Source organism: Vibrio sp. R10-SG3-ISO10, from assembly GCF_059834185.1.
The window spans coordinates 39,225-53,371 of record NZ_JCBDHG010000018.1 but is presented as its reverse complement, the minus strand read 5'-3'; the positions used below and the strand labels follow the sequence as shown (position 1 = coordinate 53,371).

The 14,147-nt window shown below is 44.5% G+C and carries 11 protein-coding genes and 2 tRNA genes; 7 read left to right on the top strand and 6 right to left on the bottom strand.

Annotated features, from left to right (window positions below):
* Window positions 1-15 precede the first annotated feature (15 nt).
* On the bottom strand, window positions 16-1,131 hold the full coding sequence (gene asd, locus AC6R16_RS09490) for an aspartate-semialdehyde dehydrogenase (protein ID WP_486795466.1): 1,116 nt from the start codon (window positions 1,129-1,131) through the stop codon (window positions 16-18).
* Between the two features lie 448 nt (window positions 1,132-1,579).
* On the opposite strand from asd, the gene nhaC reads away from it, so the two are divergent.
* Window positions 1,580-3,016 (top strand): Na+/H+ antiporter NhaC, encoded by a 1,437-nt coding sequence (nhaC, locus tag AC6R16_RS09485; RefSeq protein WP_239853216.1) that lies wholly within the window; start codon window positions 1,580-1,582, stop codon window positions 3,014-3,016.
* A gap of 51 nt (window positions 3,017-3,067) precedes the next feature.
* On the opposite strand, the gene AC6R16_RS09480 is transcribed toward nhaC, so the two are convergent.
* From AC6R16_RS09480 to yejK, 3 genes are all read right to left on the bottom strand, one after another.
* Complete coding sequence (locus tag AC6R16_RS09480) at window positions 3,068-4,219, bottom strand: chemotaxis protein (protein ID WP_500674246.1); 1,152 nt, start codon at window positions 4,217-4,219, stop codon at window positions 3,068-3,070.
* 68 nt (window positions 4,220-4,287) lie between these two features.
* Window positions 4,288-5,589, bottom strand: coding sequence for an Hpt domain-containing protein (locus AC6R16_RS09475; protein ID WP_500674245.1), 1,302 nt, complete (start codon window positions 5,587-5,589; stop codon window positions 4,288-4,290).
* 105 nt (window positions 5,590-5,694) lie between these two features.
* Window positions 5,695-6,696 (bottom strand): nucleoid-associated protein YejK, encoded by a 1,002-nt coding sequence (yejK, locus tag AC6R16_RS09470; protein WP_004748487.1) that lies wholly within the window; start codon window positions 6,694-6,696, stop codon window positions 5,695-5,697.
* Window positions 6,697-6,780: 84 nt separating this feature from the next.
* Between yejK and AC6R16_RS09465 the strand changes: the two genes are divergently transcribed.
* The 4 genes from AC6R16_RS09465 (at window position 6,781) to AC6R16_RS09450 (ending at window position 9,321) form a co-directional block, all read left to right on the top strand.
* Complete coding sequence (locus AC6R16_RS09465) at window positions 6,781-7,005, top strand: YejL family protein (protein WP_004748486.1); 225 nt, start codon at window positions 6,781-6,783, stop codon at window positions 7,003-7,005.
* A 28-nt stretch (window positions 7,006-7,033) separates the two neighbouring features.
* A complete protein-coding gene (locus tag AC6R16_RS09460) occupies window positions 7,034-8,839 on the top strand; it encodes a DUF3413 domain-containing protein (RefSeq protein ID WP_500641721.1) in 1,806 nt (601 codons plus the stop codon).
* A gap of 54 nt (window positions 8,840-8,893) precedes the next feature.
* Window positions 8,894-8,970: transfer RNA gene (locus AC6R16_RS09455), tRNA-Pro, on the top strand.
* A gap of 260 nt (window positions 8,971-9,230) precedes the next feature.
* Window positions 9,231-9,321, top strand: a tRNA-Ser gene (locus tag AC6R16_RS09450).
* 151 nt (window positions 9,322-9,472) lie between these two features.
* On the opposite strand, the gene AC6R16_RS09445 is transcribed toward AC6R16_RS09450, so the two are convergent.
* Window positions 9,473-9,955: an NUDIX domain-containing protein gene (locus AC6R16_RS09445; RefSeq protein WP_500674244.1), complete on the bottom strand. Its 483-nt coding sequence runs from the start codon at window positions 9,953-9,955 to the stop codon at window positions 9,473-9,475.
* Between the two features lie 9 nt (window positions 9,956-9,964).
* Window positions 9,965-10,888 (bottom strand): histone deacetylase family protein, encoded by a 924-nt coding sequence (locus AC6R16_RS09440; protein WP_500674243.1) that lies wholly within the window; start codon window positions 10,886-10,888, stop codon window positions 9,965-9,967.
* Between the two features lie 565 nt (window positions 10,889-11,453).
* Here AC6R16_RS09440 and AC6R16_RS09435 point away from each other — a divergent pair.
* The gene (locus AC6R16_RS09435; RefSeq protein WP_500674242.1) at window positions 11,454-12,782 is read left to right on the top strand and encodes a carbohydrate porin; all 1,329 of its coding nucleotides are present in this window, start codon (window positions 11,454-11,456) and stop codon (window positions 12,780-12,782) included.
* A gap of 361 nt (window positions 12,783-13,143) precedes the next feature.
* On the top strand, window positions 13,144-14,139 hold the full coding sequence (locus AC6R16_RS09430; RefSeq protein ID WP_008077980.1) for a LacI family DNA-binding transcriptional regulator: 996 nt from the start codon (window positions 13,144-13,146) through the stop codon (window positions 14,137-14,139).
* Window positions 14,140-14,147 lie beyond the last annotated feature (8 nt).

The following is a 14,147-nucleotide window of genomic DNA, read 5'->3' as shown; positions in this document are numbered from 1 at the left end:
CAAATCTAATTGAGGTTAAGCTTTTTCATTCAAGATAATACGTAGCGTACGACGTAACGGCTCAGCCGCACCCCATAGCAGTTGGTCACCAACTGTAAACGCGTTTAGGAAATCATCTCCCATTGCCATCTTGCGTAGACGACCTACTGGAATAGACAAGGTACCTGTTACTTTCGCAGGCGTTAGCTCTTGCGCTGTGATATCACGATCGTTCGGGATCACTTTAACCCAATCGTTGTGCGTCGCGATCATCTCTTCGATCTCGTCCATAGGCACATTTTGCTTCAGCTTGATAGTCAGAGCTTGAGAGTGACAACGCATCGCGCCAATACGAACACAGGTTCCATCAATTGGCACTGGTGCATCACTGAAACCGAGAATCTTGTTCGCTTCAACACCAGCTTTCCACTCTTCTTTACTTTGACCATTGTCACGCTTAACATCAATCCAAGGGATCAGAGAGCCTGCTAGTGGCACACCGAATTTATCCGTAGGGAAAGAGCTGCCGCGCATGGTATCAGCGACTTTCTTGTCGATATCTAGAATTGAACTTGAAGGATTAGCAAGTTCAGAGCTGACGGAATCATTGATCACACCCATTTGCGAGATCAGCTCACGCATGTTTTGCGCACCTGCACCCGAAGCTGCTTGGTAAGTCATCGCGCTGGTCCACTCAACCAGACCTTTCTCAAATAGGCCACCTAAACCCATCAGCATCAAACTCACTGTACAGTTACCACCAACAAAGGTATTTGTACCACCGTGGATACCTTGTTGGATCTGGCTTAGGTTGACAGGGTCTAGTGTAATAATCGAATCTTGCGCCATACGTAAAGTTGATGCGGCATCAATCCAGTAGCCTTTCCAACCTGCTTGACGTAGTGCTGGGTAGACTTTTTCCGTGTAGCTACCACCTTGACAAGTGATCACTGCATCTAGCTGTTTTAGGCTCTCAATATCGAAAGCATCTTGAAGTAGGCCTGCCTCTTTACCTAAGTTAGGTGCAGGAATACCGATCTGAGATGTGCTGTAAAAAACTGGCTCAATAAGGTCAAAATCTTTCTCTTCAACCATTCGCTGCATTAGCACAGAACCCACCATGCCACGCCAACCGACTAAACCTACTCTCATTCTCAACTCTCCGTGTATTCAATTTTAAAAAGGGAATAGCTCAATATTCAATTTTCGCAGCAAAATCTCAAGAGAAAATTGCATCAAATCTGTAACTTTTATTTCTTATTTCGTTAATGCCGACCAGAAGCCTTGTTTTGTCGACTTTTTCACCACTTGTTATTTACCTATACAAAAACGCGCCACAGACAAAACAACAACGAAAAGTTCGTGCCACACAATATTTACAATTAGAAACAACTATCGCGATAAGATTTAACGTTTAACCACATTTTTAACTAGCAATAATTTAATCAACAGACACAACTCACACGAAAGCGACAATTTATCGAAATATAATTCTATCTAATGTAGAGTGCCCTACGTCCTTAAAAAGGGGTTAACACTCCTTCGTAAGCAGAATTGTTCCACTGTTTACATTTGCTAATAAACAATTAAGAGGCTCCGTATGACACAACATACTCCCCGTCTGCCAAGCTTGATGCAGGTTGTTGTCTCCCTTGGGTTATTCTTGCTAATGGCGTTTTCGTTCACCGCCAAACTTGATTTACCCATTCAGCTAGCTCTATACATTGGCTGGTTCATTATCATCGTTTTAGGTATCCGTTTAGGTCACAAATACAAAGAGTTAGAAAAAGCAGCTCTGAACGGAATTTCTAACGGACTAGGTGCCGTACTCATTTTACTTGCCGTTGGTGCTCTGGTCGGTACCTGGATCTCAGGTGGTATTGTTCCAACCATCATCTACTATGGTCTGAAAGCTATCCATCCTTCAATTTTCCTTTTAGCCACGATGATCATCTGTTCTCTAACCGCTCTGGCGACAGGTACATCATGGGGCGCTGCGGGTACTGCTGGTATCGCGATGATGGGTATCGGTCAAGGTCTTGGTGTTCCAGCACCAATTACCGCAGGTGCTGTCCTATCAGGCTGTTACTTCGGCGATAAGATGTCTCCGCTGTCAGACTCAGTTATCTTGGCTTCATCAATGTCTAATGTTGAAGTGGTTGAGCACATTAAAGGCATGCTGCCAGTAGCCCTGATCAGCTACATTATTACCGGTATCATGTTTACTGCGTTTGGCTTCCACTACGCGGGTAACGTTGATATGTCTCAGGTGCAATCTGTTATCCAAGCAATGGAGCAGCAATTCTACATTACGCCTTACTCTTTTGTGCCTGTGGTTATCGTGCTCGGCTTACTCGCAATGCGCATGCCTTCTTTCCCTGTTATCAGCTTTGGCTCACTGCTGGGTATTATCTGGGCAGTAATGATTCAGGACGTAGACTTCCTGCAAGCGTTCAATACCGCTTGGGCACCTTTTGAGATTGAATCTGGCGTTGGTTTCATTGATTCGATTCTTAACCGAGGCGGTATGTCATCAATGCTTGGTTCAGTGGCTGTTATCGTATTTGGTTTGGGTTTCGGCGGCCTACTAGATAAGGTCGGTGTATTAGAAACGATTGCTAAACTGTTTGAGCGTCGCGTTCAAAGCGCTGGTTCTCTAGCGACTAGCACCATTGGTACTGCCTTTATGGGCAACGTATTTGGCTCAGCGATGTACGTATCTCTTATCCTAACACCTAAGATCTGTGCTAAGAACTACGACCGTTTGGGTTATAAACGTAAGAACCTGTCACGTAACGCAGAGTTTGGTGGCACACTGACTTCAGGTATGGTGCCTTGGAGTGACAACGGCATCTACATGGCGAGTATTCTTGGTGTCGCAACCCTCTCTTACGCGCCGTTTATGTGGTTGAGCTTCGTATGTATCATCGTCACCATTATCACATCTTACATGGGTTGGTTTGTTGATAAGTGTGAACCGACGGCGACCGCAGAAGTTGCTGACGAAGAAACAGAGTTAGCTAAGCAAACAGCTTAAAAACACTCAACAAATAGCAAAAGCGCCTCAACTGAGGCGCTTTTTTATTGCTTATCGGTCGACCTTCTTGGCCGCACTCCGTTTACCTAACAGGTAACCTAAGCCTAACGGTGCGAAGAAAATAGCAACGATAAACAACACAAAGTAGATGATAGTGCTCTTAATCAATACCACGAGCTTATCCATCGCAAGAGCAACAACGTCTTGCGAAACTTTATCAATATCTTGGGCAAACTTTTCTCTTTCGGCACTGATGATTAAAGCAATTTCAGCCCGTTCACGGGCGACCATCTGCTCCAACGCCTGACGCTCGGAACTTAATTGCTCCAACCTATCCGCAGTACGATTGTCAATTTCTTGCACTAGCGGCTGCAGTTGAATCGACATTTGACGAGCTAGGTCTTCCATATACTGAGGGTTGTTGTTAACGAAATCTTGGAACGACTCAGAGGTGAGCTGAATACTCTTAAGCGTTTCTGTCAGTTGTTCACCGCTGACACTGCTGTTCATCGCGATAAGCTGCGCTTTCCAAGTCATGAGTTTAGGGGTTTGCTCAGAGACTAAACTCAATCGATCAGACACATCCCCTAGCGCTTCTGGCATAGTCCCGAGGGTTGAAACCGCTTCATCTTCACTAATTTCATGCGCTTGTAACCAAGCACGGTAGGCTGGAGTACGGATAAAAGAGAGATCTTCAAATGGATGAGCGCGAGCAAAATCAGTCACAAACTGCTTCGTCGATTTATAGTGCGTCCCTTTGAACAATGATTTCGCCAGTTTATCGATTTCACTGGTTAGCTGATTGGATACCTGCTGCGCATGTGATGTGGTAAATAGCCCTTTACCTGCTCCCGATACAAAAAACTCATCCATCTGTTCAGTAAACACCCAGGCATCCACTAGCGCAGCGGTAGGGTTCACCTGATAGGTCGACTGTTGAATACCCTCTTCCGCATTTATCTTCCATAACAAAACGTAGGATTGGTGCAACTTATCCTGCGCATCATAGCTAGCAGAGATAGCGTCAGCGGCTTGTTCGACTTGAGAAAAAAACTGTTGAGTGTACTCACGCGTCAGCAAACGCATGTTCAGCTCTTGCTGAGTTAGCGGCGTCGTTTGACTGTCAAGCTTAACCTCAAGCAATGAACAACCACCACTTAACAAGATAGCGGTGAAAAGCCAAACCTTTGCAAAACGGCTCATTTGAATGTTTAACCTCAGATAGACATAAAATACGCGCGATATTCTATACCTTAAAAGTCAGAAAACCGTTAACTATTGATAGTATTGCGCTCTTTTAAGAAAACTCTGGCTTCTTCAATCGCTCTATCGAGACGTATTTTAAGCTCTTCGACACTATTTGCGTCAACGTTATTGGTATCCTTGAGGGCGACTTCAACTTTACCAGCCGCTTCGCGTAACTTAGTGGCACCTAGGTTGCCACCCACCCCTTTTAAGCTATGGGCTTTTCGTTGTGCCTCTTCAGGTGATTCGTTAACTAGCTGAACGATTTTATCCGCATCTCCGGTATGATCTTCAATAAAGACCTCAAGCAACATACAAACAGATTCCATGTCGTTGTTTAACGAATCAAGCATCTTATCGAAATCAATTTCACATTCGCTCGTTTCCGTAATTGTGGTCACAGGCTCGGCTTGTGCAGTCTGTTTCTCGATAACAGGCTCAATAGGTGCTTGTGGTGGGACCACTACGCTGTTTGCAGCTGGTGACGAATTTGTAGCAATTTCTTCAGGTTCGGGGACTGATGGCTTTGCTTTAGTATCATCCTGTTGGGATCGCAAAGTAGTTGGTCTAGTGTCACTCGCACGCAGGAGTGATAAATAACCGCCCAGAATACACAAGGTAAGCAAGATCCCGAGGATAACATGACGAATAAGCAGTTGATCGAACTCACCACGTAACACACTGATCTGATTCAGCACATCGTGAGTTTGCAGTTTCTCAACAATATATCGACCTTGCGCGTAGCCACCTAAGGCAGAAGATACTTGTGCCAAAACCTGTTGTAGGTCTTGGCGCTCTTTAGCCGATAATTGATTAGATTGGGAGTATATATTGTCGAGGTCTCGATAAACTTGGGGGCTAGAGGCGCTATCACCAAACACTGCTTCAAGCACGTTGGTACTAAGGCGGAAGTAAACCACTTCTGTGCTCTGTCCCTGATAGCGCTCACGCATGGTACCAATCTGGTCGACCAAGCTCAGGAGATCAAGGTTGTTATCTAGATAGACTTGGGACTGCTCGATAAAACGATCAGTAGTAAACAATAATCGGTTAATGTCTGGCAATAACCAACTGCTTTGATAGTGGGCATCAAGCTGAAGACGCAGCGCGTAGATAAGCTGCAAGTTAAGAGATTGAGAATCCGCCATGTTTTCTCTATATGGCGAATCAAAAGAAAAAGCATCACGCAATTCTTGGATGCTCGTGCCTAATTCATAGACCTGTTCTTTAGTAGCTTCGATTGAACGGTAACTGCTCGCGATTACAGCAATACTCACAACCCATACTGCTAACAATATCCAGCCAATTTTAAGCGTTTTCCCATCCATGCTCTTGCCTGTAGATAAATCCCTAGTAATACAAGAATATACACTATCAAGCAGAAGTGGAGGACTAACTAGCAAAATGTTGCAGTCAGTCCTATTCTAGAGAGGCTATTTATTACGTGTTAACTGGTCACGTAGATTTGGTGGTGTGCCTTTGATCGTTAACGTATCGGTTTCTGGATCGTAAAAAATACGCTCACCAAGCAATAAACTATCAAAACTTACATTCAGGCCACCGCCCGCACCTACATACTTAGTCAGCTTGCGTACGGCAGTGCGATCACCAGGGAAACTCTCTTCTAGTTCGTAGCCTTGTTCTTGAGTGTAATCCAAGAAGCTAGTGCCATCTTGAGAAGGAGGCAGTTCACCAGACAGTTCACGAACTTGAACTTCATCACCTGATTTTATTTGCTCATTGCAGTAATCCGCGACTTGCTTTTTGTAGCTGATAGCTTCGTCTTTCTCTAACTTAGAGTCTGCACAGAAATCTTCGACCGCTTGCATCAACACTTGGTTTTGTACTTTGGTGTCTAAACCAACTTCTGCCTGTAGGAAATCGAGGAAAAAGTCAGCCACTTTACGACCGACACGACCTTTGATGTAAGCTAAGTAACGGTTTGACTCTTTGTCAGTCTCAAAGCTGGTTAAGTCGATTCGCGCTGCAATATCCATCTTGCTTAAGTCAAGGTAGTCCGTTGCGCTGATCTCTAGACCTTCTGTCACCTTAAGGCTTTGATTTGAAGGAATAATTGCGACAAAAAGATAATCTGTTGCCAGTGACTGATATTCAGCAAAGACTAAGATGCCTTCGTCAGCAAACGGGTATTTTGATAATTCATCTTTAAGGCGGTTAGCACTTAACTGTGAGAAATCGTAAAAGTTTTGATTTCCTTGACGAAGATCTTGCAACCAGTTGTTAAATTCGCTGTCAGACTTAAAAGAACCAAAGCCTTTACCGGCTTTCGAGTTGAACACTCTATGAAGCTCTGCAACTAGGTCTTCGGTCGAAGTATCGTTAGATAGAGACTCTGAACGAAAGTTAACAACTAGTTCATCTGCGTCGTTTTTCTGTAATTGATGTAGGATAACGTTTGAAAGATGAAGGCTCATGATGAAATTTATCGCCGCGTAGGTTTCAGTTGCGTGGCATTGTAGGTTATCATAAGCCGCTTTACTATCATCATTAGAGTCTTTATGCCGATTACATCTAAATACAGCGACGAGCAAGTAGAACAAATCCTTACTGAAGTGGCTGCGGTACTTGAAAAACATGCAGCGGGTCCAGAGCTTGCGTTAATGATTGCTGGAAATATCGCTACCAATGTCTTAAATCAAGATGTTGCTGCTTCACAACGCAAAGCAATTGCTGAAAAATTTGCAGAAGCGCTTGTTTCTTCAATTGAAGATAAAAAACACTAAAAATAATAACGGACAATAGAACACTTACATGGTAGATAACGGAAATACATACGGTGAACGCGTATCGCGTTTAGTGGGATGGGGACACTGGTTCGCCTTTTTCAACATCATCGCTGCAATGCTGATCGGTACCCGTTATATCTCTCAGTCTCCGTGGCCAGAGACCCTACTTGGTCAATTCTACTTGATGATTTCTTGGGTCGGTCATTTTGGCTTCCTTGTATTCGCCCTATACCTGTTGGTTCTATTCCCACTCACCTTTGTCATACCGTCACGAAAACTGTTCCGTTTAGTGGCGGTCTGTTTTGCAACTGTAGGGCTAACGATCCTACTTATCGATACGCAAGCCTACCAAACCATTAACTTGCACCTAACGCCTGTTGTTTGGGAAGTGTTGTTTAGTGATGAAGGTTCGACCATCAGCGTCGACCTACAGCATTTGTTTATTGTCTTACCACTGATATTTTTGCTCCAACTCGCGTTGTCTGAATGGGTATGGCGTAAACAACGTAAACTGTCACACAAGCATGTCGGCCGACCATTATCGGCGCTGTTTTTCGTTAGCTTTATTGCTAGCCACCTTATTTATGTGTGGGCGGATGCCTACTTCTACAATCCGATCACCGCTCAGCGTGCCAATTTCCCTCTTTCCTACCCGATGACGGCGAAGTCATTTATGGAAAGACACGGCTTATTAGATCGTGAAGAATACCTAAAACGCCTTGAACAAAGCCAAGATAGCATTGAGTTAGTAAGCTACCCGCTCGAAACCATCGAGTTTAATCGCCGCGCTAATCCGCTTAATATCCTAGTCGTTAGTGTTAACAACCTGCGATCTGATATGCTGACCGAACAGACCATGCCGGCGACTTACAAATTTGCGCAGAACAACCTGAACTTCACCAACCACTACAGTTCAAGCAACGACTCGTTTGGTGTGTTTGGCTTGTTTTATGGTTTACCAAGCAGCTACTCAAGCAGCATTAAAGCTCAAGGTTCAAAGCCTATCCTGATCGATACCTTACTTGAAAAGCAGTACCAATTTGGTCTGTTTAGTGCAGATAACTTCGACGAACCTCTATACGGTGAAACCGTTTTCCGTGGCATGAACTTCAATGGTATCGCTTTTAATGACGCAAAATCGGCAGATAACCAAGCGATAGATGCTTGGTCTGACTGGGTGCAGCAGCAGGGCAAGAAACCTTGGTTTAGTTACATTGAACTAACCACCGTAGATAATTTCAGTGCCTACAACGACAGCGACCAGCAGTTGCCTACTGGCGAGAAGCTAAAAGCGGGATACAAAAACTCGGTTAGCCAAGCAGACACAGAGCTAAATAATTTGCTTGAGCAAGTAAACGCGCTAGAGCTTGATGAGTCGACAGTGATTGTCATTACCTCTAACCACGCCACTGAGTTTAATGAAACTAAGACGAATAGCTGGGGCTCAAACACCAACTACAGCCAGTACCAGTTAAAGGTTCCTATGATTATTCATTGGCCTGGTAAACTCGCCGGTGAATACAAGCACAGAACCAGCCACCTAGATATGTCAGTCACCCTACTGCAAGATTTGCTTGGTGTATCATCTAACCCAACAGACTTTAGCAGCGGCCGAAATCTATTCGATGAGCGCAAGCGTCGTTGGATTCTAGCAGGTGATTCTCGTGAACTTGCTTTGATTACGGCGAAAAACACCACGGTGATTGATAAGTTTGGTAATTACAAACTGTACGATTCCAATTACCAACGCTTAAAAGATGAAAATCCGACACTACCTGTGTTGATGCAAGGTTTGACTGAGCTGCAACGTTTTTACGCAAAAAGTAACTAAATCATAGCCTTATAGGATTGACCCTCTAATCGTTTAGGTTTAGATTAGAGGCATCGGACTGTAGCGCAGCTTGGTAGCGCACCGTCATGGGGTGTCGGGGGTCGCAAGTTCAAATCTTGTCAGTCCGACCATTACACCTAGAGCCTGTTGTTTTTATAAGCAACAGGCTTTTCTTTTGCCTAGTAATTCGCTTCTAGTAGCAATTTACGCCCTCCCCACTCCTCATAAAGGCTTGCTAGCAAATGGCTGTTTTCACTCCGCCAAATGTTATAAAAGTATAATAAATCGTCGTCTATTCAAGTTTTTACCGCCAAACGCTCATTATTAAAGCAAACAGTAAAATTAGGGGTTTACAACTTTTCTCAACCTCTATATTATTCGCTTCAACAACGGAGAGATGGCTGAGTGGTTGAAAGCACCGGTCTTGAAAACCGGCATACGTTAATAGCGTATCTAGGGTTCAAATCCCTATCTCTCCGCCACATTCAAAACCCTAGTCGAAAGACTGGGGTTTTCTCGTTTTAAAGCAGGAAAACTCGATAGGGATTTATTAAATCCCTAGTTGGGCGCAACTCCGCCACATTCAGTAAAAAAGCCGCTAAGTAATTAGCGGCTTTTTCGTTTCAAATCATTCTAAAGATAATCGATATCTTCATTTTCACCCTGGATATAACTGCCAAGGTGAGTAGAGAAGCATTTGGTCTCTATCAATTCGATAAGCTTATCTTTGAGTTCTGCTGGATACATTCTTTTGCCTGTGAGTTCCGTTAGTGATAGCCACTCGACATCCTGAATATAATCCTCATCGTTTAAGCCCGATAGATTATCGAGGTTCGGAACACCGCAATAAGATTCGATCAAATAGAAGAACTCAGCGTGGTAGCGCTGTTTATACGTTTCGAGAAACTCCCTTACGCAGATAAGCTCTCCAACTTGAACATCTATGCCCGCCTCTTCTTTAAATTCACGAACCACACAGGCTTTCGAGCTTTGATCGCTTGGCTCCATACCACCACCGGGTGGAATCCAATACTCACCGGTAAAGTCTTTCACTTTAACAAGTAGCATTGCACCGTCTTTAATCAGTATTCCTGCAGCTCGAATTCTGTGTTCCATGATAATCCTTTAACTTACGTATACGTTCAGTGCAGCGCGAATAAGCTGCATATGGATTGGGACAAGCGCTTGATGCTCTGTACGATACCCACCTCCAACCACACACGCTATCGGTAACTGTTTTTCCTGAGCCAGTTGAAACATAAACACATCTCGCGTGTAGATAGCGTCACTAGAGATATTCAAATACCCTAGCTCGTCATCTTCATGAATATCAACGCCTGCATCATATAGAATGAGATCGGGCTGATGTAGATTAACAGCCATTTCAACCACCGAGGTGAATGCCTCAAGAAACTCAGCATCCCCCGTTTCTCTGCCTAACGGTACATCAAGATCAGAATCTGGCTTGCGTGCAGGGAAGTTCTTATCACAGTGGAACGAGAGGGTAACTATCGCGTCCTCTTCTTCGCACAGTGTTGCCGTGCCGTCTCCATGATGCACATCGCTGTCAACAATCAATACCTTATCTATCCCTTCAAGAGTCAGTGCCCTTTTGGCTGCCAACACCAGATCGTTAACTAAACAGAAGCCACTACCAAAATCCCTGTGCGCATGGTGATATCCGCCGCTTAAATGGATAGCGACACCATGCTTAACGGCCTGATGAACCGTTTCGCACGTTCCACCTGCGGACGTCAGCGTCCGAGTAATCAGTGTTTCGCTCCATGGAAACCCAATTCGACGCATCTTTGGCGCAGGTAGTTCACCTGACGTAAGAAGTTGTATGTAGTCAGGACAATGAACTTGACTCACTTCCACATAATCAACTGGGGCTGGCTGCACATATTGAAAAGCCTGCTGCCATATTGGGTTTACAGCTCGTTGCTGTTCTATTGCTTCAAACAGCAGTCGATATTTATTGATTGGATAGCGATGCCCGTCAGGCAGCGGCAACTCAGAATAGAGAGAGTGGTAAATCAGAGGAATCATAACAACACAAAGTCCATAAGGTTGGATTCATGGTATCAGCTTGATTTGCGGTTGCAAAACAAGTTAAATGATAATAATTATCAATACAATGCAAGGGACTGATTTTGAATACTCGATACTACTTGTTACTAGGGGTTGCGGCTGGAACTTTATCTGCCCTGTTTTTGTTTCTAGCGATGTTATTAAGCAGTTGGTTTTTGATAAAAATGGTTCTTTCCTAGCCGTATAGAACGTCCTAGATTGTAAGAATTTTACGTTCTATGAAATCTTTCAGCATAGTGAAAGCATTCAAAGCAAGAGGCTTTTTTAAGCGCAAAGCATTTGAATGTAACGTGATATACCTTATAGAAAATCATGAAATGAAAGCGATTTCATTGAATTCATCACCGGTGAGAAATATAGATATCCAATTGTTTTTAATATTAATAAACGACTCATCATTCAAGAGTGTAGTTTCATGACAGTCTCCTCCTAGGCGTGGTGTGAAGCGCTCAAACCTTTTCATCCATTTCATTTTTTAAGATTCCCAATAGAACAAAAACACAATGTCATATAGGGAATTATCATGAAAAAACTTAAGCTATTGCCTATTTCAATTGCAGTGGCAGCTTCGCTTGCTTCCGTCACCTCTTTTGCTACTGAAACTGAACTACAGGCTCTCGAACAACGCATCCAGGAACTGGAAAGCCGGATGCAGACCGATTACGTCAACGACCAGCAACCTGCCGTGCTATCACCTGATATTGAGGTTCCTCTTGGAGTGGTCTTCTCTGGCTATGCTCGCTATGGCGCACATTACCAATCCGGTGACCAGAAATATGTTCAGGTCGATGGTTCATTTAATGGCTCGTCAGCGATTGGTCGTTTAGGCAACGAAGGTAATGGCGGGGAGTTTCAGTTGGCAAAGGTCTTTCAAAGTGACAACGGTGCTATCTGGGATGTTGTCGTGATGTTCGACCATTGGGGCGATGAGGTAAACATCAAAAAAGCCTACGCAGGTGCAACCAATGTATTTGAAAGCCAGCCCAACGCTTATGTATGGGCAGGGCGTGACTTCCACCAGCGTCCACAACAAGGCATTAATGATTACTTCTGGATGATGCACGATGGCCAAGGAGGGGGTATCAACAACCTAGAACTTGGCTCGGTCAAACTTGATTTTGGCGTAGTCGGTGCCGTTGACAGCTGTAGCCCAACGATAGAACCAGGTGCTAATCCTTCAATCAATTGTACTGGTGGTGCGGGTACTGGCGACAGTGGCGCTTACGCTTTCACTTCTAAACTGCATGGTATCAATCTTGGCTTCGCCGACCTTGAACTGTACGCTAACTACGGATTTGATTCAGAAGCGATTGATGATGCAAAGAGCATTAATGCGTACCAACTAGGAGCGGTTTTCTCTCGCCCACATGACAATGGCTCCAACCGACTGGTACTAAGATACTCTGATAACGCGGATAATGGTGTTTTCTGGAAAACCGATAATCTGACGACGCTCTATGCAAGCTTTGAAGGTAATTCTACTCTTGGTGAAAGTGCCGCTGTTGAGTACTTGCTTGCCTACCACGATTATTCAGTCGATGGCTCTTCAAAGGTCGAAGATGAGCGAACCAACTACAGTGCCATCGTTCGCCCTATGTACTTCTGGAATGATGTCCACTCGACTTGGTTGGAAGCAGGTTATCAAGTAGTAGACTACGCCAGAGCCTCTGATGACAACTCTGGTTGGAAAGTGACGCTTTCACAAAACATCGCCTTTGATTGGGGATCTGGTGCACGTCCAATGCTCCGCTTCTACGCAACAGCAGGTGAAGTCGACAATAAAGCAACCGCAACAACAACCGCTAAGCAAGATACCTTTAGCCTAGGCGCCATGTGGGAAGCCTGGTGGTAATCAGCACAATACTGTCCAACTATTTCGCTAGCAATCTAACAATATTCTGCTAGCCGCTTCAACTTAACTCCAAACCATTTGAGCCGCTTTTTAGCGGCTCTTTTTTTGTCGGTAACAAAACCTAGATTCAATCATCTCAGCAATACATTTGTGCATCAAATAACCATTTCATGAAACAGTTTCATGAGGTAGATAGAAACTGCATACCGCTTCATCCTTTGAACAATAAGGCTTTTCAGGGCTTATTTGAGTGTGATTTTTCTCACATAGGCTTTAACTAAGATCTTTAATACTAAGCCTCATGAAAGCGGTTTCGAAAACGTTCATGCGTTTAGGTGAAAAGCAGTTGTAGAGGTAAGTTGTGGCAACCATAAAAGATGTTTCTGAGTATGCAGGCGTTTCTCAAGCGACAGTATCTCGCGTCATCAATGGCACGAGTCGAGTAAGCCATGACAAAAAGCTCAAGGTTGAGAAAGCCATTCAAGTTCTGGGTTACCGCCCAAACTCGATTGCTCAGGCACTCGCATCTAGCCGCACTGGCAGCATTGGCATCATAGTCCCTGAGCTCGGTGGTCCGTTTTATTCTGGCATCCTGCATAGTATTGAAAAAAGGCTACGCCGTTTTGGCTATCACGTAATCGTCACTGCTGGCTCAAATACCGAACAGGGCCAACGTGAGTCGGTGGAATTTCTACTTGGGCGTCGAGTCGATGCAATGATTTTGCACACTCAGCACCTCTCAGATGACTACCTCACAGAGCTTGAAGCAAAAGGAGTGGCTTTGGTTTTGGTCAATCGTTTCGTACCAGAACTAGCACAGAACTGTATCGAAATTGATAACGAATTAGGGGGCCAACTGGCAACCGAATATTTGTTGCGAATGGGGCATCGTGACATTGCATGTATTACCGGCCCTCTGGACAAATCAGATGCACGGGGGCGTCTGCAGGGTTACCGCAAAGCGATTGAAGAAGCGGGACTCCTGTTCGACGAAGCACTGATTTCAGAGGCCGGTTTTACCGAAGAGTCTGGCATAAGCGCAATGCGCAAGCTGCTCAAGCGTGAACGACCTTTTACCGCCGTTTTTGCCAGTAATGATCATATGGCGTTCGGCGCTTTTGAGGTATTGAAAGAGCACAACATTCAGGTCCCAGAACAGGTGTCACTGATTGGCTTCGACGACATTTTGTTTGCTCGTTATATTTCGCCGCCTCTTACAACCGTGAATTTTCCCATTGAGCAGATGAGTGCCGAAGCGGTTCAACTGGTTATTCAAATACTCAACAAAAACAAGCGAGATGTGAGCTTCAAACTGTCACCTACCCTAGTGCCTAGAAGCTCAGTAAAACAACTCTAAATAAAGTC

Excerpts from the sequence above, each read along its gene's own strand:
- asd (WP_486795466.1), bottom strand. The coding sequence starts at position 1,131 with ATGAGAGTAGGTTTAGTCGGTTGGCGTGGCATGGTGGGTTCTGTGCTA.
- nhaC (WP_239853216.1), top strand. The coding sequence starts at position 1,580 with ATGACACAACATACTCCCCGTCTGCCAAGCTTGATGCAGGTTGTTGTC.
- AC6R16_RS09480 (WP_500674246.1), bottom strand. The coding sequence starts at position 4,219 with ATGAGCCGTTTTGCAAAGGTTTGGCTTTTCACCGCTATCTTGTTAAGT.
- AC6R16_RS09475 (WP_500674245.1), bottom strand. The coding sequence starts at position 5,589 with ATGGATGGGAAAACGCTTAAAATTGGCTGGATATTGTTAGCAGTATGG.
- yejK (WP_004748487.1), bottom strand. The coding sequence starts at position 6,696 with ATGAGCCTTCATCTTTCAAACGTTATCCTACATCAATTACAGAAAAAC.
- AC6R16_RS09465 (WP_004748486.1), top strand. The coding sequence starts at position 6,781 with ATGCCGATTACATCTAAATACAGCGACGAGCAAGTAGAACAAATCCTT.
- AC6R16_RS09460 (WP_500641721.1), top strand. The coding sequence starts at position 7,034 with ATGGTAGATAACGGAAATACATACGGTGAACGCGTATCGCGTTTAGTG.
- AC6R16_RS09445 (WP_500674244.1), bottom strand. The coding sequence starts at position 9,955 with ATGGAACACAGAATTCGAGCTGCAGGAATACTGATTAAAGACGGTGCA.
- AC6R16_RS09440 (WP_500674243.1), bottom strand. The coding sequence starts at position 10,888 with ATGATTCCTCTGATTTACCACTCTCTCTATTCTGAGTTGCCGCTGCCT.
- AC6R16_RS09435 (WP_500674242.1), top strand. The coding sequence starts at position 11,454 with ATGAAAAAACTTAAGCTATTGCCTATTTCAATTGCAGTGGCAGCTTCG.